This is a genomic window from Nocardia pneumoniae NBRC 100136 (assembly GCF_000308755.1).
Taxonomy (GTDB): domain Bacteria; phylum Actinomycetota; class Actinomycetes; order Mycobacteriales; family Mycobacteriaceae; genus Nocardia; species Nocardia pneumoniae.
The window spans coordinates 114,762-139,911 of record NZ_BAGF01000045.1; the positions used below are offsets into that span (position 1 = coordinate 114,762).

Here is a 25,150-nt window from a genome sequence, read left to right on the forward strand (position 1 = left end):
CTTCAGGGTAGTTGACCAGCGATGCAGTCCGATCGCCATAGCTAGCCAGGAGGTAGCGTGGACCCGAAAGAGCTGTTGGCCCGGGTGGCGGGCCTGCTGTGGGGGTTGGCAGACCGGTCGGCGGCTTCGGTGGCGGACACGGTGGACGCATTGCCTGAGCTTGCGGGCGAGACCGAACCCGCATTGCGGGGCAAACTGCTCGAGCCGCTGGCGGATCTGCCGCGGCGGGAAAGCCTGCTGAAATTGGCGCACGATCTGCTGGGGAATCCGACCGATGCGGGAGCGCCAGTTCGCGCGCACGGGTGGCAGCGGGCCCAGGGCGCGCGGCGCGGGATCGCCTTCGTGTTGGCCAAGAACGGGGCGCGGGCTGTTCTGGCGGTGTCGCCGGGGCCGGTGGTCGATCTCGTCGTCACCCCGAACGCGGCCCTGGACCATACCGTGCTCGGCCAGGAACTCGATCTGCGCTTGGATGTCCGGACCACCGGTGCGTGGACCGCGTCGTTCGCACCGGGTGCCACCGCGGTGGCACCGAATGGCGAGGCTCATATCACCGTAGGGAAGAAACAGCTCACGGCGGGTTCGGGCGGGCCCGGTGTGTCGACCGGACGCGTCGAGGCGGTCATGGAGGTGTCGACCACCGTCGCGGCGCATGTCGACATCACGATCCACGAGTTCCAGGCCAGGTTGCTGCCCGCCGCGCTGGCGGGTTTTCTCGGTCGTAGCACCGGCGCAGCCACGACGCCAACTGACTTGACGATCACACTGAGCCGTGACAAAGGTCTGCGTTTCGCCGAGGGCGCCGCTCGCGTCGAGAAGAAGGTGAACTTGGAACTGCCCGGCATCTCGCTGCGGGGCTTCGCCGTCGAACTGGGCATGCGGGGAGATCGATTCGAGCTGACACCGACGGTTTCGCTGCTGGCCAAGCCGCCCGCCCTGCCGCTCAGCGCGGATCTGGACGGACTCGGCGTCGGCGTCCCGATGCTGCTGCCGGACCGGTTCGGTGCGGGTACCGACGTGCTGCCCACCTTGCCGAGCGGTATGGGGATCGCACTCCTGCTGGGCCCGGTGTCCGGCGGCGGCTTCTTCCAGCAGCGACCGGGCGACGCGTACGCGGGCGGCATCGATGTGAATCTCGGTGTGGTACAGGTGAAGGCATTCGGGCTACTGCAGTTGCCCTCGGGCGGCAAGCCGCTTTCCTTGCTCGTCTTGATGGGCGCCGAATTTCCCTATCCCGGAATTCAGTTGGGCTTCGGATTCGCGATCGACGCGGTGGGCGGCCTCGTCGGCATCCACCGCCGCGCGGACACCGACAGGCTGCGCGAACTCGTCAGCGGCGGCAACGTGGACCGGGTCTTGTTCCCGGGCAACGCGATCGCGCGGTCCGACGAAATCGTCGGCGCGCTGGAGGGTGTCTTCCCAGTTGCCCGCGGTCGTTTCCTGGTCGGCCCGATGCTGCGGATCACCTGGGGCGGCCGCCTGTTCAGCGTGGCCGTCGCGGTGATCATGGAGTTGCCCGGGCCGGGGCGGACGCTCATCCTCGGCCGGGCGTTGATCGCGCTGCCGGATCCGGCGGTGCCATTGATCCGTCTGCAGGGCAGCGTGTTGGGGCGGATCGCTCCCGGAGTACCGGTGGTCGAATTCACGGTGTCACTGGCCGGATCGTGGATCGTCGGTATGCCGGTGACCGGTGAGGTCTACGCCCTGTTCCGTGGCGGCGACCAGTCGGCATTCGTGCTGTCGGCGGGAGGTTTTCACCCCAAGTACACCCGGCCACCCGGTGTGCCGCCGCTGCAACGCCTTTCGATGGATATCGGCGGCGGTGTACTCGGTCTGCGGGCCGAATCCTATCTCGCGCTGACCTCGAACTCGGTGCAGTTCGGCGCCGAGTTGCACCTGGATGCGACGGTCGCCGAATGCGGACTGGAGGGCTGGCTCGGGGTGGACGCACTGTTCGTCTGGGAGCCGGTGCTGACCTTCAGCGCGCACGTCTACGCCGGTGTCGCGGTTTTGGCGTTCGGCGAGCGTCTGGCGGGTATCGGCCTGGACTTCACGTTGGAAGGCCCTGCCCCGTGGCACGCTTTCGGCAGGGGCAGTATCGAGGTGCTGTTCTGGGACGTCTCGCTCGATTTCGATGTCCGCTGGGGTGATCCGGCGCCGCCTGTGCGATCCACTGAGAACATTCCGGAACTCTTGCGCACGGCGGTCGCCCGGCGTGACGCCTGGACGGTGGTACGACCCGCGAGCGAACGAGCGGGCATCCGATTCACCGACAGGGCAAAGCAGGAATTGGCGCAAGGCGTCGTGGCCCACGCCGATTCGGCCCTGCGGATCACCCAATCGGTGGTGCCGCTCGATAAACCGTTCAACCGATTCCACCGATTGACCGTGCCGGATCAAACCTGGCGGATCGCCGCGGTCCGTTTCGGAACCACCGACGCCCCCAAGCGAAAGCCGGTGCCCGAACGGTTCGTGCCCGGCGAGTACTTCGCGATGACGAACGACGAACAGCTGACCCGGCCCGCGTTCGAGGAGCTCATCGGTGGCTTCGAACTCTCCGATACCGAACCCGAACCCGGTGGCGCACACCTGGTGGACGACCGTTACGAGACCGGCTACGAAGTCGAGGCCGGCTGGTTCCCGAGCCCACTCGGGAATATCCGAATCCCTCTGCGGCTCCTCGCGTCCTTCCCCGCCGAACTCTTCGCCCGACCGATTCGCCCAGCCGAACGGGTGGATCGCTGGCGATTGGCGCAACGTGCCATGGGCAACCGGGCACCGAAGGTGGTGATGAAGCGATGACACGCCGCTGGTTCCTGTCCTCGGTCACGATCGGCGCGGCCGAATCCGCGAAGTCGGTGACGAACGCGCGGCCGACCTTCGAGCCCAAGGTCGATCTGGTCCGAACCGTGGACGGCCGCCAGGACGGTCACACCTTGACCGGTCCCGCCTTGCAAATGCTCGGCCCGGGAGACACCCTCGGCTTCGAACCGTCGATGGTGGTGCGTCGCGAACCGCCGCCCGGCCGGTCCGACGCGATCGAGGATTACCTTGCGCTGATCGAGTTCTCCGACGCCGCCTTGCCCTGGTTGTTCAGCACTCCAACCCCGGTGCGGATGCCGTGGCTGACGTTGCTGGTGCTGCGCGCGGGGGAAGGCGAGGTACGCCCGGGCAATCCGCTGCCGACCATCGACGTGCCGGCCGCCGCACGACCGAATCTGGCCGAGGCCGCGTCCTGGGTGCACGTCGAGGCCAGGGTGGAGGGTGACGGACCGCCGAACGACGCAGTGAAGCAAGACGTCCGCACCGGACTCGACACCGTGATCTCCCGCGTGATCTGCCCGCGCAGACTGTCGAAGGGCGACTGGATCGCATGCGTCGTGCCCACCACCAAGGCGGGCGCCGCAGCCGGGTTGAACAAGCAGATCCCGGCGGACGGCGAGCGGCCCGCATGGACATCGGGACAGGGTGGAGTGGTAACCCTGCCGGTGTACGACTGGTGGGCCTTCGGAGTGAGCGACGGCGGTCAATTCGAAACGCTGGCGCGCAAGATCAAGCCGATCGTCGCCGAAAACGTGCCCGGCTTGGGATCTCGCCTGGTGAATGTACGCACGCCATGGCCGCACGAGGTACCGCCCGCGGGCACTCCCGCCGAGGTCACGGTTGCGGTGCAGGGCGCGCTGCGCCTGCCGGGACCGGCGACGCGGAAGGAGGCCTGGAGCCACCGGGCGAGCCAAGACTCCTTTCTGGGGCACATCACCGATCGCGTCAACGCCCCAGCTGCCCGTCGCGAACGGCTCGGAAGACCGCCGGACGAGGGGCCCGCGGCCGTCGCGCCGCCACTGTACGGCGGCAATCACGCGGGCACCCACCGTATTCCGGTCGGAGGCTGGCAGCAGTCACTGAATACGCAGGTGCGGTACCGGGTGGCCGCCGCCATCGGCGCGCGCTATGTCCAGTTGGAGCAGGAATTCCTGATGGCTCGGGCCTGGGAGCAGGTCGGCGCGGTGAACGAGGCGAACCGGCTGCTCGCCGCCACCGAATTGGCCGAACAGAGCGGTGAGAGCGCCCAAGGCAAACACATCGCCACCATGGCACCCGCGGCGCTCACCGGACTTGCGGATGTGATGAGTGCGAAAGTACCTGTTCCCATGGCCGAGTCGATGCGGAAAGCGCTCGCGCGCTCGGCGGCACCGGGCGGTATGGAATCGACCGCTTTCGTCCGGCTCACTCGCCCCCACGGTGGCTTGGCCCGGCGCTGTGCCCGCGCGGCGGGCACCGTCACCTCCGCCATGGCGACCGGCTCGATGCTGACGACCTCGGTCGGCGGCACCGAGGTGGTGCCCGCCAAACCCGCGCTGTGGCTGGCGGCCACCACCGCGGCGACCAGTGGACCGATGGCGGCGGCCGCTGTCGCCCGCGATCCCGCGTCGCTGTTCGCCGCGCAGACAATGGTGGGACTGCTCGGTGTGCAGCAGGAGTCGTTCGCCGTGCGTGGGGCTTTCACGGGCGGTGCGGCGGTGGCGCAACTGGCCGCGGTCGGCGCGACCATGTCGGCGTCGATGGCGGGCGCGGCCGAACCGGTGCCGCGCGCGATGCTGTTGCGCGGATTGCGCCGCTCGATCAGCGCGGAAGCGCTCACCGAGCCGAAGGCTGTGGAATTCGGCGTCAGGACGGGCATCGCCGTCCTGGCCGACAGCGTGCGCACCGCCATGGCTCCGATGGGCAAACAGTTGGAGCGCATCGCGGGGCTGATCGGCACCACCGCGCTGCCCGATCGCGACGGCGCCGACACGCGCCCGCTGCGCCCGATCATGGCTCACCCCGAGTTCGGTTTTCCGATCGCCGCCGAAATTCTCGAACGCTGGCCGGAGTGGGCGATTCCGGGTATCACCACCTTCCCGGACAACAGCGCAACTCTGCTGCAGATCAACTCGCCTTTCGTGGAATCGCTGCTCGTCGGGTTGAATCAGGAGTTCAATCGCGAGCTGCGCTGGCGCGAATACCCGACCGACGAAGCCGGAACGCCGTTTTCACGGTTCTGGCCGCCGGGCGGCGCGCAGCCGCAATACGGCGAGATCGCACGCTGGCAACCCGAGGTGGCGCTGGGGGAACACGTCCCCGATCTGAGCGACCTGCTGGTGCTGCTGGTCCGCGGCGAGGTGCTGCGGCGCTATCCGGGCACCGTGGTCGTCGCGGCCAAGTCGGTGGACCAGCGGGTGGAAAGTCCGCTGGTGCGCTGGCAGCACCCGCGTTTCGTGCTGCCCGTCGACGAACGCACCAGCCTGTTCTGCTTCAACCTGAAGCCGCAGCAGGCGCGGAACGAGAAGTGGATGTTCGTGGTCCGCGAGCCGATGCGCGGCACCCAATTCGGCTTCGACCCGACGACGCGACCTGAGTACGAATCCTGGTCCGATCTCGGGTGGGATCGAGTTCCACAGGACGACCACGGATTCGTCGAAGTCCGCACCGGTGGTGTGGTCGCATCGCCGAGCAGTCCGGAGCCGGCGACCTGGCCGGGGGCCGACTCGGGCGACTTCGCCCGGATCGTCTTCCAACGCGCGTTCCAGGTGGCGTTCTCGCCTAATCGAATGCTTCCGCCGCAGTAACAGGAGTCAGCCATGGTACGGACACACACCGTCGTCGCCGGGGATACGCTCTCCCGCCTGGCGCAGCGCTTCTACGGCAATGGTGATCTGTTCCCGGTACTTGCCGCGGCCAACGGCATCGTCGACCCGAATCGCATCACCGACGGCCAGGTGCTCGTCATACCCGAAATATCCCGCACCCATACCGTGGCCACGGGTGACACGCTGTCCAGACTGGCGCAGCGCTTCTATGGTGATGGCGACCTGTTTCCGATACTCGCGGCCGCGAACGGGATCGCCGATCCCAATAAGATCCGTGTCGGTCAGGTACTGGTTGTCCCGGAACTCATGGCGGGGCCCGGTGGAACAATGGTTCCGTCGATGGGCCGCATCCATACCGTCGTCGCGGGGGACACACTGTCTGGGCTGGCCGAACGGTTCTACGGCAACGGCAATCTGTCCCACATCATCGCCGCCGCCAACCACATCGCCGATCCGGACGTCATCGGAGTGGGGCAGAAACTGATCATTCCGCCGATCACCCGCACTTACGTCGTGGTCCAGGGCGATACTCTGTCCCGTCTGGCCCAGCGATTCTACGGTAAAAGCGAATTGTTCCCGATCATCGCGGCCGCCAACGCCATCCAGAATCCGGATCGCATCGTCGTCGGCCAGGTGCTGATCATCCCGGATATCGGCGGCGGTCCCCCGGCCCATGGCGACAGCCCATTCATGTTGCGGCGCGCCATGGATCTGATCCGGCTTCAGCACGACAACAAACTGGCGCTTGCCGACGACAAGGAGTTCGAACTCGGCCGGGTTCGCGCATGGGTCGCGAGCAACCCGCCAGCGGCGGAAATCCCGCACGGCAATACGCCGCAATCGATCCTCGATTCGGTGGAGATCTCGCAAACCCGGCGCCGCACTGAACTCGATCAGCTACGCGCCCGCCTCGCCGAAGCCACCGAAACCCTCGCCGCGGTCCTGGATTCCGAGGAGCCGCTGTTCGGCACCCACAGCGCCGAGCCGATCGCGCTGCTTCCGGTGCGGTTGGAGACGAAGTGGACCACCGACGGCCGCAGCATCAAGGTCCGCGTCTATCCGGACGACATCCACATCGAGAGCTTCGATCCAGCGCTGGCCCCCGAGGAATTGGCGGCGGCGCGCAAGTATTGGGAACACCCGGGCGAGATCGCCTGGCAGCAGCTGCTGGATACGGTGAATCCGATCCGGGCGGCATGGGTGACCCGGGCAGCGCGGCCCGGTGCGCCGGATCCCACGCTGCGTCCCCCGGGCAGGCGCCGCATGCCCCAGGTGAGCACGTTGCCGACTCGCTGGCGTTTCCTCGGCATGGTCGGTGGTCTGGTCGTGGTCGACCGGACCGGTGCCGACATCCCGGATCCGCTGCCGCTCGGCTTCCTTGCCGCCGACGAAGCGGCTCCCGACCGCGCACATGCCTCCTGGGCGATAGATTTCGACGAGGCCGTCCGGCACGGCATGGGTGTGGTGCTCCGCCTGCCCGAAGGCGTCGACCACCTCGACGAACTGTTCGTCGTCGGGGTCAGTCAACGCGGCCACGAGGCGGCGGGCGAGCGGCTGCGAGAGAATCTGCGCGGGCACGCCTTCTCCGACGGTCTCGCTTTCCTGACCCCTGGCACACCGACGAACAACACCCCGCAGAGCCGCACGTCGTGGTCGTCGCGGCCCAGCGGGCGCCCACCGGGACCGACGCCGGCGCGCAATCCCGATATCGCGCGGCGTTTCCATGTGGTCCAGTCCGACGACACCCTGTTTCGACTCGCGCAACGCTTCTACGGTGACGGCGAACTGTTCCCGATCATCGCGGCGGCCAACCGTATTGCGGACCCGGACGTCATCGAGGACGGTCAGGTGTTGATCATCCCGGCTCGTCCCGGTGAGCCGGAACCGAATCCCTCCGACGCCGATCGGCTGGCGCGCGCCCTCGGACTCCCCGACGCCGCGTTCCTCACCGAATGCGACGGCGCGGACGGGATCGGCGATACAGCCGCCGGTGCGCTGTCGCTGTTCGCGTGGTGGGGCCTGGCGCAGGAATTGATCCGGGACCAGAATCTGTTGGACGGCCAGGACATGACGCCGGGGCTGCGCGCCTGGCTCACCATCCGAGACCACCTGATCGACTTCGTACGCGGCCGCGGGCCGTTGCCGACCATCCGGGTCGGTCGCCAGCCCTACGGCGTGCTGCCGGTGTCCACCCTCGATGAATGGGTGCCGGACGGGCCCGAGGACGCGGCCGCCGCGTTGCTGCCCTGGCTACTGCGGTTGCGGCATCATTGGCGCGGCGCGCTGATCTCGGGCTGGATTCCGCGGGTAACCGACGGAGTGCCCGCGGACCGGATCGCGGCCGAAATCCTCTCGCGCATACCGGTGTCCAATGACATGGTGATCCGTCGCGTCCTCTCGGCCACAGGCGGCCGGGAGAAGTTCGACAAACTCAGCCTGCGCGCACCGGGCCCCGCCGTCGCTATCGGTGGAATTCTGTCCGGCCTGCGCTGGGCCACTCCGACCGAGGATGTCAGCAATCTGGCCTGGGTCTCCGATACCAAGCCAGCCAACTCCGAGCTGGTCGCGAAGCGGCTGGCCCCGAATCGGGCGCAGTACCAGGATCTGTTCGCGCACAGCCGCGATCGGTTCCGTGACGCCGTCGCCGTCCTCACCGGCGAGATGACGCACGAGGAGTTCACCTCGCGATGGCCGATCACCATCGACGGCGTCTCCCCGGACCGCCCGAACACTATTTTCGGCAATGTCGGTTTCACCGACGACACCGGATCCGCCGTGGACTTCCTGCCGTGGCTGGTCGATGCCGGGCAGCTCGCCGGGGGCTCGGAACCGGATACGCTGGACCTCGCGCTGGCGATACCGGCGACGGTCGACCGGCTGCTCAGCCAGTTGATCATGGCGCCGCAGACGCCGCAGAGCGATCTGGACGCCATTCTGGACTTCGGCCGCCGCGGTCTGCCCGCCGCCGGCCGGGTTCTCGCCGGGCTCGAAGCGCTGACAACGGTGGCGGCCGAAGATTTCCTGCCGCTGTTCTTCGAGATCCTGGACCTCGCCTCGCACCGATTGGATGCCTGGATCACATCGCTGGCCACGCAAAGGCTGGAGCGTACGAGGGCCGCGGGCGCCGCCGGGATCCGGCTCGGCGGCTACGGCTGGGTGGAGAACCTGCGTCCCGGAACGGCCCGCGAATCCGATGGCTATATCCACGCCCCGTCCATGCATCATGCCGCCACCGCGGCCGTGTTGCGGTCCGGATTCCTCTCCCACGAGGGAGATTCGACGCTCGCCGTCGATCTGACCTCACGCCGGGCCCGTACTGCCCGCTGGCTGCTCGGCGGGGTGCGGCGCGGGCAGAACCTCGGCGTATTGCTGGGCTACCGATTCGAGCGCGCACTGCACGACGCTGGCCAGGACGTGCTGAAAGCAGCCTTCCGCAAGGTCTTCCCGACGCCGGTCGTCCCCGAACCCGCAGACGGCAACGAACGGCCCGATCTGTGGGAGCGCAGCTCCGAGGCGATCGCCGCCGCCAATGTCGTCGACGGCATGGCGCTGGCGCGCGGGCACGCCGCGCGGGCGGTGTTCGTCCTGCTGGCCGAAGGAGGCTACCCATTCGGCAACACGGCCCTGCCGTCGCTCGCCGCTCTGCCCGGCGTGGTGGCGCCGATGCTCGACGATCTGGTCGATTCCCTCGACGCTGTCGGTGACCTGCTGCTGGCCGAGAGCGTGCACCAACTGGTCGGCGGCAACCAGATGCGCGCGGGTATCGCCGCAGACAGCCTCGGTCGCGGTGAGGACGTCCCGGACCGCTTCGACGTGCTGCGCACACCGCATCGTGGGCGTGCGATCACGCATCGGCTCGCCAGCGTGCTGCCACCGAATCCGCCGCGCCCGCCCGGATGGGGAGTCGACGCCTTCTCCCGGCTGGAGCCGCGGGTCGAGGCGTGGGCGGCCGACCTGCTCGGCCCCGCGGCGAACTGGCGCCTGACCGGAACGCTGCGGAAAGATGGAAGTGGCGAACCGTTCTCGGCCACCGCCGATGCTCTCGGGCTCAGTGCGCTCGGTCTGGTCTTCGACGTGGCGGTTGGTGGGCAGCGCCGGATCACCGCGATTCTGGCCGACCGGCATGGCATGCCGGGGGCCACCGCCGAATTCCGCGGTGATTTCGCCGAATTGCATGCCGTCGCCGAGCGAATCAACCGATTGCTCAGCGGCGCTGCGGCTTTGCTGCCGCGACATCTGCTCGGTGATCAGGTTCGCGCACCGTCGCCCGACGTGGAGGAGGTGCGCGGCCGGGTGGCCGCCTTCCTCGCCGAGGTGGACACTCCGGCGCGGCGGGCCGCGCTCGGCATCGTCGGAGACATCCCGAAGCAACTGCGGGAGTTGGCCGCCGATGCCACCAGCCAGGGCTGGCTCGGCGCGGTGGCACGCCTGCTCGCCGACTTCCTCGGCACCTCGATGCCGCTCACCGCCGAGTTGCCCGGGGTGGCACTGCCCGCGCCCGCCGCGACCGGTGCGGCTGTCGCCGACTGGGTCCGCCGCTTCGCGACCACCCGCCCCGGCACCCGGACATGGCACGAAACACTGCTGATCGCGGGCGTGCGCGCCGGGCGGCCCGCGTCGCTGTCGGCCTCGCAAACTCCCGCCGACGGGCACTGGATCGGCGCGGCCTTCCCGGCGCTCCAACGTCCGCCCACCCGGCAGCATCTGGTGCGCCATACCCCGTTCGCGTTGCCTGCGGGCCAACCGCTGGCCGGTCTGGTCTTCGACGAGTGGGTCGAGATTCTGCCCGGTTCGGATGCCATGGCCGGCACGAAAACCGGTTCCGACCCGGTACCCGTGGAATCCGAACTGACGGGGCTGTCGTTCCATTTCGATCGGCCGGATGCCAAAGCGCCGCAGGCGATTCTGCTCGCTGTGCCGCCCAACCGGGAGCGCGGCTGGACCGCCGACGGGTTGGCCATGGTGGTGCGTGACACTCTCGAACTGGCCAAGCTGCGCGCGGTCGATCTCGCGGATCTGCCCCTGGTGGACGACGTGGTCCCGGCCGTGCGGATCGACGGCCAAGGCCAGCAGCACGGCGTCGTTGTCGGCAGGTTCTGGCGTGAGCTCGCGGAGGAGTGAACGATGGCACGGCGAATGACCGATATCCTGGGCAACCCCAGGTTCCGGCTCGACGACCGCTACCGGCTCGAGCCGCTGTCCCGCAGCCGCGAGGTCGCCACCGGGCTCGGTGCCCGCGTACACGATCCGGCTTGGGCGCTCACCAGGCAGTGGCAGTTCGGTGAATTCACCGGCCAGGACGCGGGATCACCGGTCCTGGTGGAACTGTCGGGGCACAGCACGATCATCTCCGCGTGGCGGCCCGCTGGTCGGCAGGGAGAGCTGGAGGTCGACCGGACCTGGCACGCCTACGACCCCCGATCAGGCCCGCTGGACGAAATGGTGGAATCCGAGGACCTGGCGAAACCGGATGACCTGCAGCGGCTGGAGGGCGGGGCACACTTCCTGCGGCTCCTCGACGAACACGGACTCGGATCGCGAGCCGCCGATGTGCTGGCCGCTTATGGATTCCGGAATCCGCCCAGCGGTGCGGCCGATCTGGTGACACTGCTGGCCGCGAAGGTGCCCGACGCCGACCGGATCGCCACCGAGCCCAGCGTTCCAGGACTGGAAACCGTGCGAGAAGAGTGGCTGAGCTGGTGGAATAGTCTGTTCCAGGCCGCCCTCCCCGATACCTTCGACCCACACCGGTTCGAACATCGCGTCGACTTGAGCTTCGGCGACAAGGTATTCCACGCCGAGGAGTATTTCGGCGACGGCCTCGACTGGTTCACCGTCGACGCCGATCCGGCCGCAATCGCCGCACCGCCGGGACCCGGCGGCCCCCAGGCATCGCTGCGCACCTTCCACCGCGAGGCCATTCCCGCCACGGTGCGTTACGGCGGGATCCCCGCCGACCGATTCTGGGAGATGGAAGACGCGCAAATAGATTTCGGCTCGACCGATGTCGCGACACTGGATACCGGGCGGCTGCTGCTGATCGCCTTCGCCGAGGTCTACGGCAACGACTGGTTCCAGCTCCCGCTCGAGGTGCCCGCGGGCTCACTCACGGTGCTCGACCGGTGCATTGTCTCCGACTCCTTCGGTGGGAAACACGAAATACACCGGGCCGGAAGCGAAGACCAGGGATGGAATCTCTTCACCGTGTCCGGCACCCACGACGGATTACTTGTCATGCCCTCCGAACGCGGCGCGGTCGGTGAACCGCTGGAGACGGTGGCGCTGTTGCGCGACGAAATGGCCAACTTGGCGTGGGCGGTCGAACGAAACTACACCGACGGCCACGGCGTGCGGGTCGACCGGCGCGAAGGTTGGCTGCGGGTGGCGCCGGAAGGTCCGCCGCCCACCGAACTCGGCGCGTACGCGGTCCAAACCATCGTCCCGGACTTTTGGTTGCCGCTGGTGCCGCACGCGGTCGGTCCGGCCGAAATCCGGTTCGCGCTGGTGCCGCTCCTACAGCCCGGTTTCGATTCGACACCGCGCGGGCGGCTGTTGCGTCCCGGGGAGTGGGTGCACGAAGAGGAGATCCCCCGCGACGCCGCCGTGGTCACGCGGCGCACTGTGTTGTCGCGCTGGTTCGACGGATCGTGGCACTCCTGGGTGCGGCGTGAGAAGAACCCCGGCGGCGGCGAAGGATCCAGCGGCCTGGCCTTCGATATCGTCCGTCCCTCGGAACCCTGGCCGTGAGCGGTAACCGGCCGCACCATGTCCCGATCACGGTTGCGCGTGACCGGGACATCGAGGACGTCGCAGACGGTTCGGGAGCTCACGAGCAAGCCGGTTGGGCGGCGCCCCCACCTCGAGCGGACATTCGTAGAGCCGAATGTGACACGCCGTCAAAATGCCCAGGCGTTCACTTCCTGGGCCTCAGGTTGTACACGACTCCCTCCAGATCATTTACCGTTTTCTTCATGATCTGATCCACATCCGAACCGCTTCGCAGCTGGAACCAGTTATCGTATGACGTTCCATCGAGGTCGTGGATAAAACTGATGAGGTCGATCTTGGTCTTTACGTCCCTGAGGGCGGAGAGCTGCATCCTGTTATCGGGACTGAAGTACGCCACCAGATACGGATCCAACATACTTTCCTGCTTCCCCATGGCGACGGGCAGGTCGTACGAGAGCCCACCCAGATCGCTATTCGCCTTCGCGATGACCCGATCCACATCCGCACTGCTTCGCAGCTGCCACCAGTCGTCGTATTGCGTTCCATCAAGGTCGTGAATAAATTTCAGGAGCTTGAACGTAGTGTTTGTGTCAACGAAGGTGGAGAGCTGCCTCCTGCCGACATCGAGACTGCAGTACGCCACGACGAACGGATTCGGATTTGCCATGTCGATCACTCCTCATGTCAAGTGTCGGTGACGATTTCGGTACCGGCCTCGTAGGAGGGCTGAGTCCGGGCATGGATCCCATGGAGACAGCAACATTCTAGCTAACCCTCCTGGGTCTGCCGCCCCTTTCATGTCAGATTTCCGAAAATACGATCTCGAGCGGCACGGGAGAGCGTGCTCGGACCCTTCGACAACGAAACAGCCTGATCGTGTCGCAGGACCGAAATGTGGAACCCCATGAAGGTCGAGGCAGGGTGCTGAGGGCCGCAGCCGATGTAGAGGTTGTGACCCGGTGAGGTCGAAGTCGGCTGATATCAACATCTTCCGCCGATCAGCGCCGCGGCCGCCCCAGCACCAACGCGGTGTGGGGTTCGCACATGGCCGTCTCGGCCGGGGACTGCGTGACGTCCTCGGGCACGCGGATGCTGGTCGACCTCGGCCAGCGTGAAGTTTCCGCGGCGGCGATCGTCAGTGAGCAGATGTGCGCGGGCATGGTGATCGAGGCCGCCGGGTCGGCCGCGGGGAGGCTGCGGGGGGTGTAGTCAGCGCAAACACCTGAGCCAGGTCTTGGCAGACCACCGACGACCGTCTGGATCGATCGAGGAACGGTATCGGTTGTGCGGCGGATCGGCGGAGATGCTGGTCGTCGGTTCACGGGCGGCGGGTAGCTGCCGCATGCTGGCGGACAGAGGTCGGCCCAGCACCCGGTAGAAGGGAGATAAGACGGTGGCAGTGGGACGTCGGCGGCTGCTGATCGGCTTCGCTGGTGTGGGTGGCTTCGCCCTGGCCGGATGGGGGTGGGCGCGAGAACTGGCGCCGCCACCCAAACCCGCCACAATCCGATTCGATCCCGCACCCGGCACCCACGATGTCCAAGCGCGCAGTCCCGCCACGACCACCGTCACCGACGGGACGCTGCGGTCGGTCGAATGGATCGATGAAACGGGCAGATCGCTGCCGGGCGTATCGGCACCCGATCGTCGAGCCTGGACCAGTGCCGAACCCCTCGGCTACGGACACACCTACACCGCGAAAGCCGTGGCTCACGGCGAAACCGGCGACGTCACCGCGACGACAACCTGCACCACAGTGCAACCGCGACAGCTCATCGACGTCTCCCTACGCTCCGCCAATCTCGTCGAGCTGGCCGAAAACGACACCTACGGAGTAGGTTTCGTGCTCGTCGCTCAGTTCGGCGAACCCGTCGATCGGGCAGCCGCGGAACGTCACCTGAAGGTCACCACCGAACCGGCCGTCGCCGGCGGGTGGTACTGGCTCGACGATCAGAACGCGCACTGGCGGCCGGAGCACTTTCACGCACCGGGAACCAGGATCACGATCGCGGCCGAACTCTTCGGCCGCGCGCTCGGCGAGGGCCGCTACGGCTTGCGCGACCAACGGGTTTCGGTGGTCATCGGTCCCGCGCACGTCGCGATCGCCGACGACGAAACCAAACAGATCGAGGTCTTCGACAACGGAAACCTTGTGCGCACCATGCCTACATCGATGGGCATGGGCGGCACCACGATCGTCGGCGGCAGAGCCATGTCGTTCTGGACTCGCCCGGGCATCTACACCGTGCTGGACCGAAACAACCCGGTGATCATGGACTCCGCCAGCTACGGCCTGCCCACCAGCTCCGCCCTCGGCTACCGCACGAGCATCGACCATGCGGTCCGCATCAGCCACGACGGAATCTTCGTACACGCATTGGCCGCGAGCATGTGGGCCCAAGGCAACACCAACGTCTCACACGGCTGCCTGAACATCTCCCCCGACGACGCCGCATGGTTCTACGACTTCGTCATCCCCGGCGACGTAGTCGAGGTCCGCAACACCGGCGGCGACCCCCTCGATATCTGGCACAACGGCGACTGGAGCATCCCGTGGACCGACTGGCTTCGCGGTGGCGCCCACACATGACACGAACGACAAACAGCGGCTGATCTGGTTCGCCATCCCAGAACCTATCGATGGCTTCGACCGGACGGGCACGGCAGTCAGCCCCTCACGCCAGGGCCAGGACCTGTCGTCGATGGAGCACGTGCACTTGGTGCTCGGCGATGTCGCCGAACTGGATCTCGGTGCGCTGCGGCGGGACCCGTGGCTGCTGGTCTATGAGGGCTTCGACCCGGCGCACGAGGGGCATCGGGAAGCGCTGACCGTCTTGGCCAATGGATATCTGGGCACCCGAGGCGCGGCGACCGAACACCGCGCCGGCTCGGCGCACTATCCGGGCACCTATCTCGCGGGTGTCTACAACCGGGTCACCAGCACGCTGCACGGCCGTGTGGTCGAGGACGAGCACATGGTCAACACCCCGGACTGGACGATGCTGGACCTCAGCATCGACGAGGGGCCGTGGTGGTCGGCAGGTGGTCTGAGCGTCCGGCAGGAGCGACACGAGCTGGATCTTCGCACCGGCGTTCTGACCAGGACGATGCAGCTGGTCGACGCGGATGGGCGGGTCCTGCACCTGAGTCAGCGTCGGCTGGTGTCGATGGCCCGCCCGCACGTGGCCGCGCTGCAAACCACTCTCCTCGCACAGGGATGGTGCGGTCAGGTCCGGGTGCGGTCGGGTATCGATGCCGGTGTCAGCAACTCCAACGTTGGCGAATATCGGGCGCTGAACACCCCGCACCTCAGCCTCAGGTGCGCTTCGAAGCTTATTGGGTCCTGATCCCTATCTTCGGGGTCGTACCCGGCAGTGGTGCGGCGCGTTCGACCGGTCGCGGTGAGCTTGGACAGTGTGTTTACACGTTAGGGCGGGTGAGCGCATCATCGAGCGGAACAGTGTTGCGTGCGGAGAACTTGCGGCGGGCGCGAAGTTCGGCCCGGGTCCGCGGCCGGTATTTCGGTTCTCGGCCGCAGCCGCACGGTTCGAAACCCTCGTAACGCAGTCCGGCGCCGACCACGGCAGCGACTACCGACCAGGCCCGGGTGTCACGGCGAGGGGGCGCCGCGAAATCATGCCCCGCACACAGCATCGGTGTACCGCATCGTGGGCAGCGGTGCGCTACGCCAACAGTCGGCGGGTGCCGTTTGAACGACACCCGGCACGCCACGCACACATAGTGCAGTTTGTAGTGCACGAAGGCGTAGGTACACATGAAGCGACGGTATCCCGGATTGGTCCGGCCCGGCCACCGCTTGCCACCAGCGCTGGGGAGTTCTCGTTGGCCGCCATTCTGCTCGGTCGACGCTTTGGGCCGGGGGTTCGATCTCGGTCAGGCCGGGAGGGGCGGGTCGATCGCTCGTCATGCGTGGCGTCGCTATGGGGCGCTCACCGTGCACGATGCTCCCGTCAGCTGACCTCGGCGGGTTCGTTCGCACAGATGACCAGTGCGAGCAGGGCAGCCTGTCCGATTCCTGGCACCGCCAATGTAGAGGGACTCCCGGTACGACTGGAGTTTCCACCAGCCGGAGAGTCCCTGTGCCAGTGTCGCTTATCTGCTCGTGTTCGTCGTGCCCGGCTGACAAGTCGCCGGCCGAGTAGCCGAGGTGCCCGTTCTACCCGTTCTCGTCGCTGACCGACCCAGCTCCGAAGAGCCCCGGTGACGGATAGCAAGTCGTGCACGGACAGCGCCGTCACCGAGGGAGTCGATCCGTTTGCCTCGCGGTCCGGCGCGGGACCTGTGTCGCGCCGTGATCGGCGCCTGCTCGCTGTTCCTTGAAATCGCGTGTCTGGCTCCAGGTTTCGGCGGCGACCGGCGATGTGATCGTAATGGCCGGTCCGGCGATCGTGGCCGCGCCGCCCGACCGTCGTCGCCATAGGGGATCTCGATCCCACGCCAACCGAGGAAGTCCACGACACCGTCCTCCCGAGTCCGCCCATCGACCCCAGCGCCGGTAGTCGCGGTCGATGTCGAACGGCTCCCGCACCGCGTCCCGGCCGGCCCGAGGATCCTGTAGGGCGGTGTCGAACAGCTGTTTCCACGCCTGCGCGTGCAGGGCGGCGGTGTCGGTGACCACACCGTCCATGTCGAAAATGACCGCGTCGTAGGGCGGCGTGGCTCCGGCGACCAGGGATTCGCGCCGCGTCGCCGAGGCAGTGCGGGTGTCGCGGCCGGTCATGTCGCCTCCGGCCGCCCGGTCGCAGCGGGACGGGCGCCGTGTGGCGCAAACGGCCAGTGCCAGCCGGTGATCTCGGGCATGTCCTGGCCGTGGGCGCGGATGTACTCGCGGTGCTGGATCAGCTTGTTCTTCAACATTTCTCGCGCGTGGGCGGCGATCGCCTGCAGCCGCGGCACACGCTCGATGACGTCGATGGCGAGGTTGTAGCGGTCGATCTGGTTGAGCACGCACATGTCGAACGGTGTGGTGGTGGTGCCTTCTTCCTTGTAGCCACGGACATGGAAGTTGTGGTGGTTGTTGCGCCGGTAGGTCAGCCGATGGATCAGCCACGGGTAACCGTGGTAGGCGAACACGACCGGGGTGTCGGTGGTGAACAGCGAGTCGAACTCACGATCCGACAGCCCGTGCGGATGCTCCCGGTCGTCCTGCAACCGCATCAGATCGACCACGTTCACCACCCGGATCCGCAAGTCCGGAAACAGTTTCCACAGAATGTCGACCGCCGCCAGCGTCTCCATCGTCGGCACATCACCCGCGCAGCCGAGCACCACATCCGGCCGCACCCCGTCGTCGTTGCTCGCCCACTCCCAGATGCCGATTCCCTTGGTGCAGTGCACGATCGCGTCATCGATGTTCAGGTACTGCGGCTGCGGCTGCTTTCCGGCGACGATCACATTGACGTACTGGCGGCTGCGCAGGCAATGATCGGCCACCGACAACAGAGTGTTCGCGTCCGGCGGCAGATACACGCGGATCACGTCGGATTTCTTGTTGACCACATGGTCGATGAAGCCCGGGTCCTGGTGGGAGAACCCGTTGTGGTCTTGGCGCCACACGTGCGAGGTGAGCAGATAGTTCAGCGACGGGATCGGCCGCCGCCACGGAATCCGGTTCGTGGTGCGCAGCCACTTCGCGTGCTGATTGAACATCGAGTCGACGATATGGATGAACGCCTCATAGCAGGAGAACAACCCGTGCCGCCCGGTCAGCAGATAGCCCTCCAGCCAGCCTTGGCAGGTGTGCTCGGACAGGATCTCCATCACCCGCCCGTCCGGGGCCAAGTGGTCGTCGGTCGGCAGAGTCCTGGCATTCCAGGCACGGTCGGTCGCCTCCAAGACGGCGCCGAGCCGGTTGGAGTTGTTCTCATCCGGGGCGAACATCCGGAACGTCGTCATATTCTCCCGCATCACATCCCGCAGGAACGCGCCGAGGATCCGGGTGGACTCGGCCGTCGCCGCGCCCGGTTGCGCGACCGGTGTCGCGTAGTCACGAAAATCGGGGAAGTCGAGGCCGCGCACCGTCGGCCCACCGTTCGCGTGCGGGTTCGCGCTCATCCGCCGCTCCCCCACCGGATGCAGCTGCCGGATTCGGGCCACCGGGGCGCCGGTCGTATCGAACAGTTCCTCGGGCCGGTAGCCGCGCAGCCACTGCTCGAGCACCGCGCGGTGCTCCGCCACCCGCGCATCACCGAAAGGCACCTGATGTGCGCGCCAATAGTCTTCCACCGGCAATCCGTCGACCTGTTTCGGGCCGGTCCAGCCCTTCGGGGATTTCAGCACGATCATCGGCCAGCGCGGCCGCTGCGTGACACCGTCGCGCCGGGCGCGCTGCCGGATCGCCGCGATCTCGTCCAGACACCGGTCCAGTGCGGCGGCGAACGCCTGATGCATCTGCTCCGGGTCCGAACCGGCCACCAGGTACGGGGTATGCCCGAAGCCGCGCAGCAGATGGTCGAGTTCGTCGTCGTCGATGCGCGCCAGCACGCTCGGGTTGGCGATCTTGTAGCCGTTGAGATGCAGGATCGGCAGCACCGCACCATCGCGCCGCGGATTCACGAACTTCGTCGAATGCCAGCTCGCCGCAAGCGGACCCGTCTCCGCCTCCCCGTCGCCGATCACCGCGGCCACGATCAGATCCGGATTGTCGAACACCGCCCCGTAGGCGTGCGTGAGGGAGTATCCCAGCTCGCCACCCTCGTGGATGGAGCCCGGGGTCTCGGGTGCGACGTGGCTGGGAATGCCGCCTGGGAACGAGAATTGGGTGAACAGCCGCTTCATCCCGGCCTCGTCCAGCGACACCTCGGGATAGGTTTCGCTGTAGGTGCCCTCCAGCCAGGCCGCCGCCACCGGCCCGGGACCGCCGTGTCCCGGGCCCATCACATAGATCATGTTCAGATCCCGCGCCGTGATCACCCGGTTCAGGTGGGCGTAGATGAAATTCAATCCCGGTGTCGTGCCCCAGTGACCGAGCAGCCGCGGCTTGATGTGCTCCGGCCGCAACGGTTCCCGCAGCAGCGGGTTGTCCATCAGGAAGATCTGGCCCACCGACAGATAGTTCGCCGCCCGCCACCACGCGTCGATGTCTGCCAGCTGCTCTGACGTCAACGGTTGTGCCGCGGACCGAGTTGCGACTTCGGCTTCGGCTCCACGAGTCATGCTGGTCACTCCCGACCGTCCACGCGCAGGCACCTGCTCAGGCCGTGGCGATCGGGGGCGTGCCGGACCCCAGGATCTTCAGACGCCGCGCGTACTCCTCGTCATCGATCTCGCCGCGCGCATACCGGTCGGCGAGCACCCGCTGCGGAGTCGGCCCCTGCTGCGGCACACACACCTCACCGCCAGCCGGACCCCCTCCCACATACCGGACCAGCATGACGATCCCGCCGATTACCAGCGCCCAGAACACCACCATGCCAACGGTCATCAGGCCGTACCCCCACCCGTTCAGACCGTCGCCGTACCAGAACATCATGGCTCCTCCTCACTTGCGGTGCCCACGCTGGCGGCACCGATCCATCCCTCCAGCACAGATTGCGTCTCAACCGGACCGGGAGGATAGGGCCGATCGGCCCATCCCCCCGATTACCTACGAACCCACACAGGAGTCAGCTGAGCAGATCACCCGCGAACCCACGGCGCTGCTGCGCATCGGCCCCATTGAGACGTCAACGGGGTTCGTGACGAGGTGCGTGACTACGTGGTCGAACACCTCGGCGACCCCGAGGTATTCCTGGCGTATGCGTCTCGGTACGGCCATGCCCTGATCGACCGTTAACTCTATGTCGCAGAGTCGTGGACGTCGGATCGGGAGCGCTGCCGCGACGCCGGGATCCCCGACGACGTGGAGTTCGCGACCAAGCAGCGACAGATGATCGCCATGCTCGAACGCGCACTGGCCGCGAAGGTGCCGTTTGCTTGGTTCACCGCCGACGAATCCTACGGGCAAGCTAGCTACCTGCGCGAATGGCTGGAAGACCAGGACGTGTTCTATGTGGTGGCCACCCGCGCGCGCGGACCACCGGGTGACCACCCGCGCGGACCGCATAGCCCGCACCGACGAATTGGTCGCCGAGTTCGCCGAGCAATCTCTGCAGCGGTTGTCTGTCGGCGCCGGCTCCCACGAACCCCGCGAATACGACTGGGCACGCCGCCAGATCGACGGAACCTGGGCGACCGGGCGCGGGCATTGGCTTCTGGCCCGCCGCAGTACCAGCGACCCCAGCGAGATCGCCTACTACATTTGCTACGGCCCGGCCACGGCGCGACTGGTCGACCTGGCCTGGACCGCCGGGTCGCGCTGGCAGCTGGAAGAAGCATTTCAGCAGCCCAAGAGCGAGGCCGGACTCGACCACTATCAGGTCCGCACATGACCGGCCTGGTATGCCCACATCACCTTGTCGATGCTCGCCATGGCCTGGCTAGCCGCAACGAAAACCCGTGCTGCAAAAGGGGAACCCGCAACCTGGACGAGGGCATGATCGCCCTCGCGCTACCGGAGATCTGGCGCCTGCTGATCGCGTTGGTGCTGACACGGCTCAATCCCGCCGATCACATCTGGGGCTGGTCACGCTGGCGGCGCCGCCGACAGCGCCAAGCCCGGCTGTCGTACTACCGACGACGCGGCCACCCCCTCACGTAAAGGCCGATGCAACACAGATCAGGATCACAAGGGCAGCATGTCCTCGCGGAGGGCATGACACACCCGCCACTGGGCGTCCGAGCCTGAAGGCCACGGGAACCCGCCACTACCGAACACCCAGTTCAGGTAGGACACGAACGGCATGGTCGACCCGGCGACGAAAAGCCCGTCGACACATCCGTCCGGAAGCGCGATCCCGTACGGATCGCCTCCACTGACGTTCTCCTTGTGGTACCTGTCCGGCGCGAGCGGCAAGACGAACCGCCGTGCCCCAGGATGCCGATCGTTCCGTTTGCTCCAACTGTCGAGTTCGTCGGTGAAGTAGCCGCGTATCGACGATTCGGGATAGTGCGACCCCTCGACCTGGATCACCAGTGGATCGCCCGAGGACGACTCCGGCCAGTCCGGATGCGTGCCGACCAGCCACACGTCTCCGACCAGCCGCACCCATGACAGCAGCGTCATGGGCACGGAATCGAACCGTTCACGAAGCCAGCTCGCATGCTCGGCTGCCCTCGCCGTGGCCGGTATGAACGGCACCACCTGCGTCTGGTCGTCATCGTTGGTGTGAAACTGGTAGCCGCCTTCGGAAAGCCGATCGACGATCACCTCGATATTGCGCCGGGCCCGTAGCGCCATCTCGTCACAGACCAGTTGCGCTTCCTCGGCAAGGTCGAAATCGAGGATCGTACTGCCCAACTGGCGTAGTTCGTGCCAAACCTGTTCCCGTTGCCCGTCTCGATACCGCCTAAGCCAGTTGGGCGATGACATCGTTCCCATGCACTGACATACTGCCAGCTCAGCCTTGGAAACGTCACGATCCCAGCGTCCAGTACCCCCCCTGCACGAAGCCAGGCCAGATCAGTCACCACCGACCTACGCACCACACGCTCTGATTGCATCTCTACTGGGGCCGAGTGCAGTTGCAGTATTAAGGCATTCACCGGAGCGTACAAAGTCCCTGCCGACACAAGAATCCCCGCCGGAGGGTGATGGAAGAAGGACATCGACGCCGACGCTGCAGCACTCGCCTACCAAAGGGCGTTCGGGTATGACGACATCCCCTGCGAGCCGGCCGGGGAGGTCTCGTCGTCTGGTGCGTCCGACGTTGACACCCGGATCGCTACCGTTGCGACGGCTGTCATGCGTGTACCCCGGCTCGATAATCATGATATTGCGGCGGCGGGTTCGATCAAGGCTCAGAAGAGGGCCGTTTACATTGCGCGCCATCGGCCTTCTCTGGCGTACCGGTCCGGTGACGCCGGGCCAGTACGATCGTCCCCGGTCCGGAGGCGGCGCCGGGGCCGGCCAACGCGGTCACGTTCGCGGCGGTCAACGGCGTCCGGCATGTCGAGCAGCAAACCTCAGGCGTGCACTCCCGGCCGCACTCCTTGTGTACCAGGCGCACCGGCGGTCCGCCGGGTGGTGTGGCCCACTTGTCCCCCCAGGCCATCAATGCCAGCAACACCGGCACGAGGTCGCGCCCGGCCTCTGTGAGGTGGTATTCGTACCGCGTCGGCCGCTCACGGTAAGGACGGCGTTCTACGATACCGTCGGCGATCAGCCGTGAAAGCCTGTGGGTCAACAGGTTCCGGGAAATGCCGAGGTTTTCGGCGAGGTCGTCGAACCGGCGCAGGCCCAAGTGGAGATCGCGCACGATCAGCAGCGTCCACCATTCCCCGACTCGCTCCAGCGACTGCCCGATCGAGCAGTGCATCTCCGCGAAACTGGTCCGTTGCATGAGCAGAGTGTAGTGGGTTGATTCATTGAACTCTACCGGGTTAGCGTGTTGGCGTCAGATAGTTCAATGAAAGGACTGACGAATGCCGTTCGTGGAGCTGTTCGTTCCCAAGGGCTCGCTCGATCAGGAGCGCCGAGAGCAGATCGGAGGTCGCCTGGTGTCGGAGGTGATGCTCGCCGAGGGCGCACCGGACACCGAGGCGGCCCGCTCGATCTCCTGGCTGGTGGTCAATGAGATCGACGCCTGGTTTGTCGGCGGTCGGCAGCTGCCAGCCGGTGAAAAGCCGAAATATGTGGTCCGCGTTGGTGTTCCGGCTGGTTCGATGAACGATCGGAAGCGGGCCGACATCGTGCGTCGGGTCACGCGAGTGCTCGCGGACGCGGATACCGAGCCGGAGCGGTTCACCGAGCCCGGCACCGCGTGGGTGCACATCAACGAGATACCGGAGGGCAATTGGGGTGCGCGCGGCGAGATCGTGCGCATCGAGGACATCACGGCGCTGGTGGCGCACACCTAGTGCCGCGTCACGCGACGTTGGGTAGGCAATCGGGGTATCGGATCTTCGAGCCGACGGCGAAGTCGCGGATCGGTGAGGGGTCCTCGTTACGCCGGCGAATGTAGTTGGCGATGGCGGTGCCCTGTTCGTCGTGGCTGCGGTGGTCGGTGCTGTTGAGGGCGAAGTACCGCAGCCGCGGCGAACTCGCACTCGATCCGGTTCGGATAGGACGAATATGTCGGCAGGAATACTAGTTCCGCCGCGTTGGCGCGCACCATTCGCGGACCTCGCGACGCTTGTGGACCAGTAGTCGTCCAGGACAGGGACAGTGTGTTCGCCAGCCGTCCCGTGGCCGCTTCGAACCGAGCGCCACGCGGCATGACAGCTTGCGTGTGCTTCGAGCGGCGCCTCGAGTCTCGGCGATGTCGGGTGGCGCCTCACATTTGCTGTTGCTGCGTCGTCGGATTACTGGACGCGCAGGGTGGGCTTGCCCGGGGAGTGGATCGGCCCAGAATGTGGAACGGAGACAAGATGACCTCGAATGAATCCCAGATCAGGGCGTTTCTGGAAGAACGTACTGAGGCGCAACGGTCGAAGGACATCGATCGCCTCATGTCGTTCTATTCACCTGACATCGTCTACTACGACGCCGTTGCACCTCTCCGGTTCACCGGGACCGATGAGGTGCGCCGCAATTTTGTGCGATGGTTCGACGGGTACATCGGGCCCATCGGCTTGGAAACGCACGACCTGACTATCGTCACAGCTGAGGACGCAGCCTTCGCCAATATGCTTCATCTGGACTCTGGAAAGCGCCGAGGCGGAATCGAATTGCCGATATGGGTGCGAGAGACTGTCTGTTTGCGACGATCGGATGACACCTGGGCGATAACGCACGAGCACATCTCGATTCCGATCAACCCGGCGAACTTTCAAGTTTGGTTCGCTTCCGAGAAGGACGCGCCTGCCCGACGTGGTGGACGATCGATATTCGGTCTGGTCGCAACCGGCTTGGTTACACGTTTTGGCCTGCGGAGAGGCGCGGCCTCGATAACCGGTTCGCACATCGCGGGAAGCGGCAGTTCGGTGCATTCGTAGGGTCGGGACTGAGGAGAAAGACGGCGGCAGTGGTTGCGGGCAACCGGAATCTGCGGAGGTCACCGAGGTCGGTAGGACCCGCACTGGGGTGCGTGCGGCCAGGAGTGCTGCGTAAGCCTGCATCGCATCGCTGTCCGCCGCACCCGTTCGGGTAGCTGTAGAAGTCGGTAATGCGGCGCGGCAGTATGTGTAGTGGTGCACGTCACGTCGACGCGGGTGTCACACGCCCAGGGTCGGCGGTGTCTGATGCCCGACCAGTTACACCACTCGGGAAGCCGACAGGTATGCCTCGAACGGCATCGTCCGGCAGCCCGGCGGCGACGAGTTGCTCGGCCGGATCGAGGAGGAGCCCGAGTCGCCTACACGTCAGGAGAAGCAATGAACCTGGCCCTCTGGATCGTCGCCGGGCTGCTTGCCGCCCTCTCCTTGTTCGGTGGCGCCACCAAAGCGTTCATGCCCAAGGCCAAGCTGGACGAATTGGGCGCGAAGTCCGGCGGGGATGGACCGAGCATGCAAGCGCCGGTTTCGTCAGAACCCTCGGGCCCCTCGAGATCCTGGCTGCGGCCGGCTTGATCCTGCCCGCCGCGCTCGACATCGCACCGGTGATGGTGCCGGACTCGGCGCCGAGCGCGGCGTGCTGTTCAAAAACGCTCTCGCCCTGGAAACCTCAGCTCGGGTCCAGGTGGTCGTGATGGACAAGACCGGCACCCTCACCAGAGGCGAGCCCGAAGTCACCGACGTCGTCACCGGCGGTGGACCTACCGCGAGGTCCGGCGATGACATGCTGCGGTTGGTGGCAT

Annotated in this window: 17 protein-coding genes and 1 pseudogene; 12 read left to right on the top strand and 6 right to left on the bottom strand. The window is 66.5% G+C overall.

Annotated features, from left to right (window positions below):
- Window positions 1-57 precede the first annotated feature (57 nt).
- The 4 genes from ON34_RS14610 to ON34_RS14630 are packed head-to-tail and all read left to right on the top strand — an operon-like array spanning window position 58 to window position 12,374.
- Complete coding sequence (locus ON34_RS14610) at window positions 58-2,799, top strand: DUF6603 domain-containing protein (RefSeq protein ID WP_051022616.1); 2,742 nt, start codon at window positions 58-60, stop codon at window positions 2,797-2,799.
- Window positions 2,796-5,606, top strand: a complete 2,811-nt coding sequence (locus tag ON34_RS33570) for a hypothetical protein (RefSeq protein ID WP_051022617.1) — start codon at window positions 2,796-2,798, stop codon at window positions 5,604-5,606. Before ON34_RS14610 ends, ON34_RS33570 begins: the two co-directional genes overlap by 4 nt.
- A 12-nt stretch (window positions 5,607-5,618) precedes the next feature.
- Complete coding sequence (locus tag ON34_RS36780; RefSeq protein ID WP_063821679.1) at window positions 5,619-10,748, top strand: LysM peptidoglycan-binding domain-containing protein; 5,130 nt, start codon at window positions 5,619-5,621, stop codon at window positions 10,746-10,748.
- Between the two features lie 3 nt (window positions 10,749-10,751).
- Window positions 10,752-12,374, top strand: a complete 1,623-nt coding sequence (locus ON34_RS14630) for a hypothetical protein (RefSeq protein ID WP_157172302.1) — start codon at window positions 10,752-10,754, stop codon at window positions 12,372-12,374.
- Between the two features lie 166 nt (window positions 12,375-12,540).
- Here ON34_RS14630 and ON34_RS14635 read toward each other — a convergent pair whose 3' ends face one another.
- Window positions 12,541-13,023 carry a hypothetical protein gene (locus ON34_RS14635; protein WP_157172303.1) on the bottom strand — a complete coding sequence of 161 codons (483 nt, stop codon included), beginning with the start codon at window positions 13,021-13,023 and terminating at the stop codon, window positions 12,541-12,543.
- 311 nt (window positions 13,024-13,334) lie between these two features.
- On the opposite strand from ON34_RS14635, the gene ON34_RS14640 reads away from it, so the two are divergent.
- From ON34_RS14640 to ON34_RS14650, 3 genes are all read left to right on the top strand, one after another.
- Window positions 13,335-13,565, top strand: coding sequence for a polyprenyl synthetase family protein (locus ON34_RS14640; protein WP_281032451.1), 231 nt, complete (start codon window positions 13,335-13,337; stop codon window positions 13,563-13,565).
- 184 nt (window positions 13,566-13,749) lie between these two features.
- Complete coding sequence (locus ON34_RS14645) at window positions 13,750-14,946, top strand: L,D-transpeptidase (protein WP_083889437.1); 1,197 nt, start codon at window positions 13,750-13,752, stop codon at window positions 14,944-14,946.
- Complete coding sequence (locus ON34_RS14650; RefSeq protein WP_040779656.1) at window positions 14,930-15,703, top strand: hypothetical protein; 774 nt, start codon at window positions 14,930-14,932, stop codon at window positions 15,701-15,703. The genes ON34_RS14645 and ON34_RS14650 overlap by 17 nt, the downstream gene beginning before the upstream one ends.
- A gap of 908 nt (window positions 15,704-16,611) precedes the next feature.
- On the opposite strand, the gene ON34_RS38320 is transcribed toward ON34_RS14650, so the two are convergent.
- Genes ON34_RS38320 through ON34_RS14670 form a run of 3 tightly spaced genes read right to left on the bottom strand, consistent with a single transcriptional unit; the run spans window position 16,612 to window position 19,848 of the window.
- Window positions 16,612-17,097, bottom strand: a complete 486-nt coding sequence (locus tag ON34_RS38320; RefSeq protein WP_040779659.1) for a hypothetical protein — start codon at window positions 17,095-17,097, stop codon at window positions 16,612-16,614.
- Window positions 17,094-19,532, bottom strand: coding sequence for a phosphoketolase family protein (locus ON34_RS14665; protein ID WP_051022619.1), 2,439 nt, complete (start codon window positions 19,530-19,532; stop codon window positions 17,094-17,096). The genes ON34_RS38320 and ON34_RS14665 overlap by 4 nt, the downstream gene beginning before the upstream one ends.
- A 37-nt stretch (window positions 19,533-19,569) precedes the next feature.
- Window positions 19,570-19,848: an SHOCT domain-containing protein gene (locus ON34_RS14670; protein WP_040779660.1), complete on the bottom strand. Its 279-nt coding sequence runs from the start codon at window positions 19,846-19,848 to the stop codon at window positions 19,570-19,572.
- A gap of 357 nt (window positions 19,849-20,205) precedes the next feature.
- On the opposite strand from ON34_RS14670, the gene ON34_RS38815 reads away from it, so the two are divergent.
- Window positions 20,206-21,015 carry a transposase gene (locus tag ON34_RS38815; RefSeq protein ID WP_505848222.1) on the top strand — a complete coding sequence of 270 codons (810 nt, stop codon included), beginning with the start codon at window positions 20,206-20,208 and terminating at the stop codon, window positions 21,013-21,015.
- A 24-nt stretch (window positions 21,016-21,039) separates the two neighbouring features.
- On the opposite strand, the gene ON34_RS14680 is transcribed toward ON34_RS38815, so the two are convergent.
- Window positions 21,040-21,795, bottom strand: a complete 756-nt coding sequence (locus tag ON34_RS14680) for a hypothetical protein (protein ID WP_157172304.1) — start codon at window positions 21,793-21,795, stop codon at window positions 21,040-21,042.
- A gap of 412 nt (window positions 21,796-22,207) precedes the next feature.
- Entirely contained in the window at window positions 22,208-22,756 is a 549-nt protein-coding gene (locus ON34_RS14685; RefSeq protein WP_169333872.1) for a winged helix-turn-helix transcriptional regulator, read from the bottom strand.
- 82 nt (window positions 22,757-22,838) lie between these two features.
- On the opposite strand from ON34_RS14685, the gene ON34_RS14690 reads away from it, so the two are divergent.
- From ON34_RS14690 to ON34_RS37585, 4 genes and pseudogenes are all read left to right on the top strand, one after another.
- Window positions 22,839-23,273, top strand: coding sequence for a tautomerase family protein (locus ON34_RS14690; protein WP_040779662.1), 435 nt, complete (start codon window positions 22,839-22,841; stop codon window positions 23,271-23,273).
- A 510-nt stretch (window positions 23,274-23,783) separates the two neighbouring features.
- The gene (locus tag ON34_RS14695) at window positions 23,784-24,350 is read left to right on the top strand and encodes a YybH family protein (protein WP_051022644.1); all 567 of its coding nucleotides are present in this window, start codon (window positions 23,784-23,786) and stop codon (window positions 24,348-24,350) included.
- 378 nt (window positions 24,351-24,728) lie between these two features.
- Window positions 24,729-24,923, top strand: coding sequence for a hypothetical protein (locus ON34_RS14700; RefSeq protein ID WP_051022624.1), 195 nt, complete (start codon window positions 24,729-24,731; stop codon window positions 24,921-24,923).
- A gap of 34 nt (window positions 24,924-24,957) precedes the next feature.
- A pseudogene (locus ON34_RS37585) lies at window positions 24,958-25,150 on the top strand (hypothetical protein); the annotation flags it as partial.

Bases quoted from the DNA above. Each gene is read 5' to 3' on its own strand.
- ON34_RS33570 (WP_051022617.1), top strand. From the start codon at position 2,796: ATGACACGCCGCTGGTTCCTGTCCTCGGTCACGATCGGCGCGGCCGAA.
- ON34_RS14670 (WP_040779660.1), bottom strand. From the start codon at position 19,848: ATGATGTTCTGGTACGGCGACGGTCTGAACGGGTGGGGGTACGGCCTG.
- ON34_RS14700 (WP_051022624.1), top strand. From the start codon at position 24,729: ATGAACCTGGCCCTCTGGATCGTCGCCGGGCTGCTTGCCGCCCTCTCC.
- ON34_RS14695 (WP_051022644.1), top strand. From the start codon at position 23,784: ATGACCTCGAATGAATCCCAGATCAGGGCGTTTCTGGAAGAACGTACT.
- ON34_RS14630 (WP_157172302.1), top strand. From the start codon at position 10,752: ATGGCACGGCGAATGACCGATATCCTGGGCAACCCCAGGTTCCGGCTC.
- ON34_RS14685 (WP_169333872.1), bottom strand. From the start codon at position 22,756: ATGCAACGGACCAGTTTCGCGGAGATGCACTGCTCGATCGGGCAGTCG.
- ON34_RS14635 (WP_157172303.1), bottom strand. From the start codon at position 13,023: ATGGCAAATCCGAATCCGTTCGTCGTGGCGTACTGCAGTCTCGATGTC.
- ON34_RS14680 (WP_157172304.1), bottom strand. From the start codon at position 21,795: ATGGGAACGATGTCATCGCCCAACTGGCTTAGGCGGTATCGAGACGGG.
- ON34_RS38320 (WP_040779659.1), bottom strand. From the start codon at position 17,097: ATGACCGGCCGCGACACCCGCACTGCCTCGGCGACGCGGCGCGAATCC.
- ON34_RS14665 (WP_051022619.1), bottom strand. From the start codon at position 19,532: ATGACTCGTGGAGCCGAAGCCGAAGTCGCAACTCGGTCCGCGGCACAA.
- ON34_RS36780 (WP_063821679.1), top strand. From the start codon at position 5,619: ATGGTACGGACACACACCGTCGTCGCCGGGGATACGCTCTCCCGCCTG.
- ON34_RS14690 (WP_040779662.1), top strand. From the start codon at position 22,839: ATGCCGTTCGTGGAGCTGTTCGTTCCCAAGGGCTCGCTCGATCAGGAG.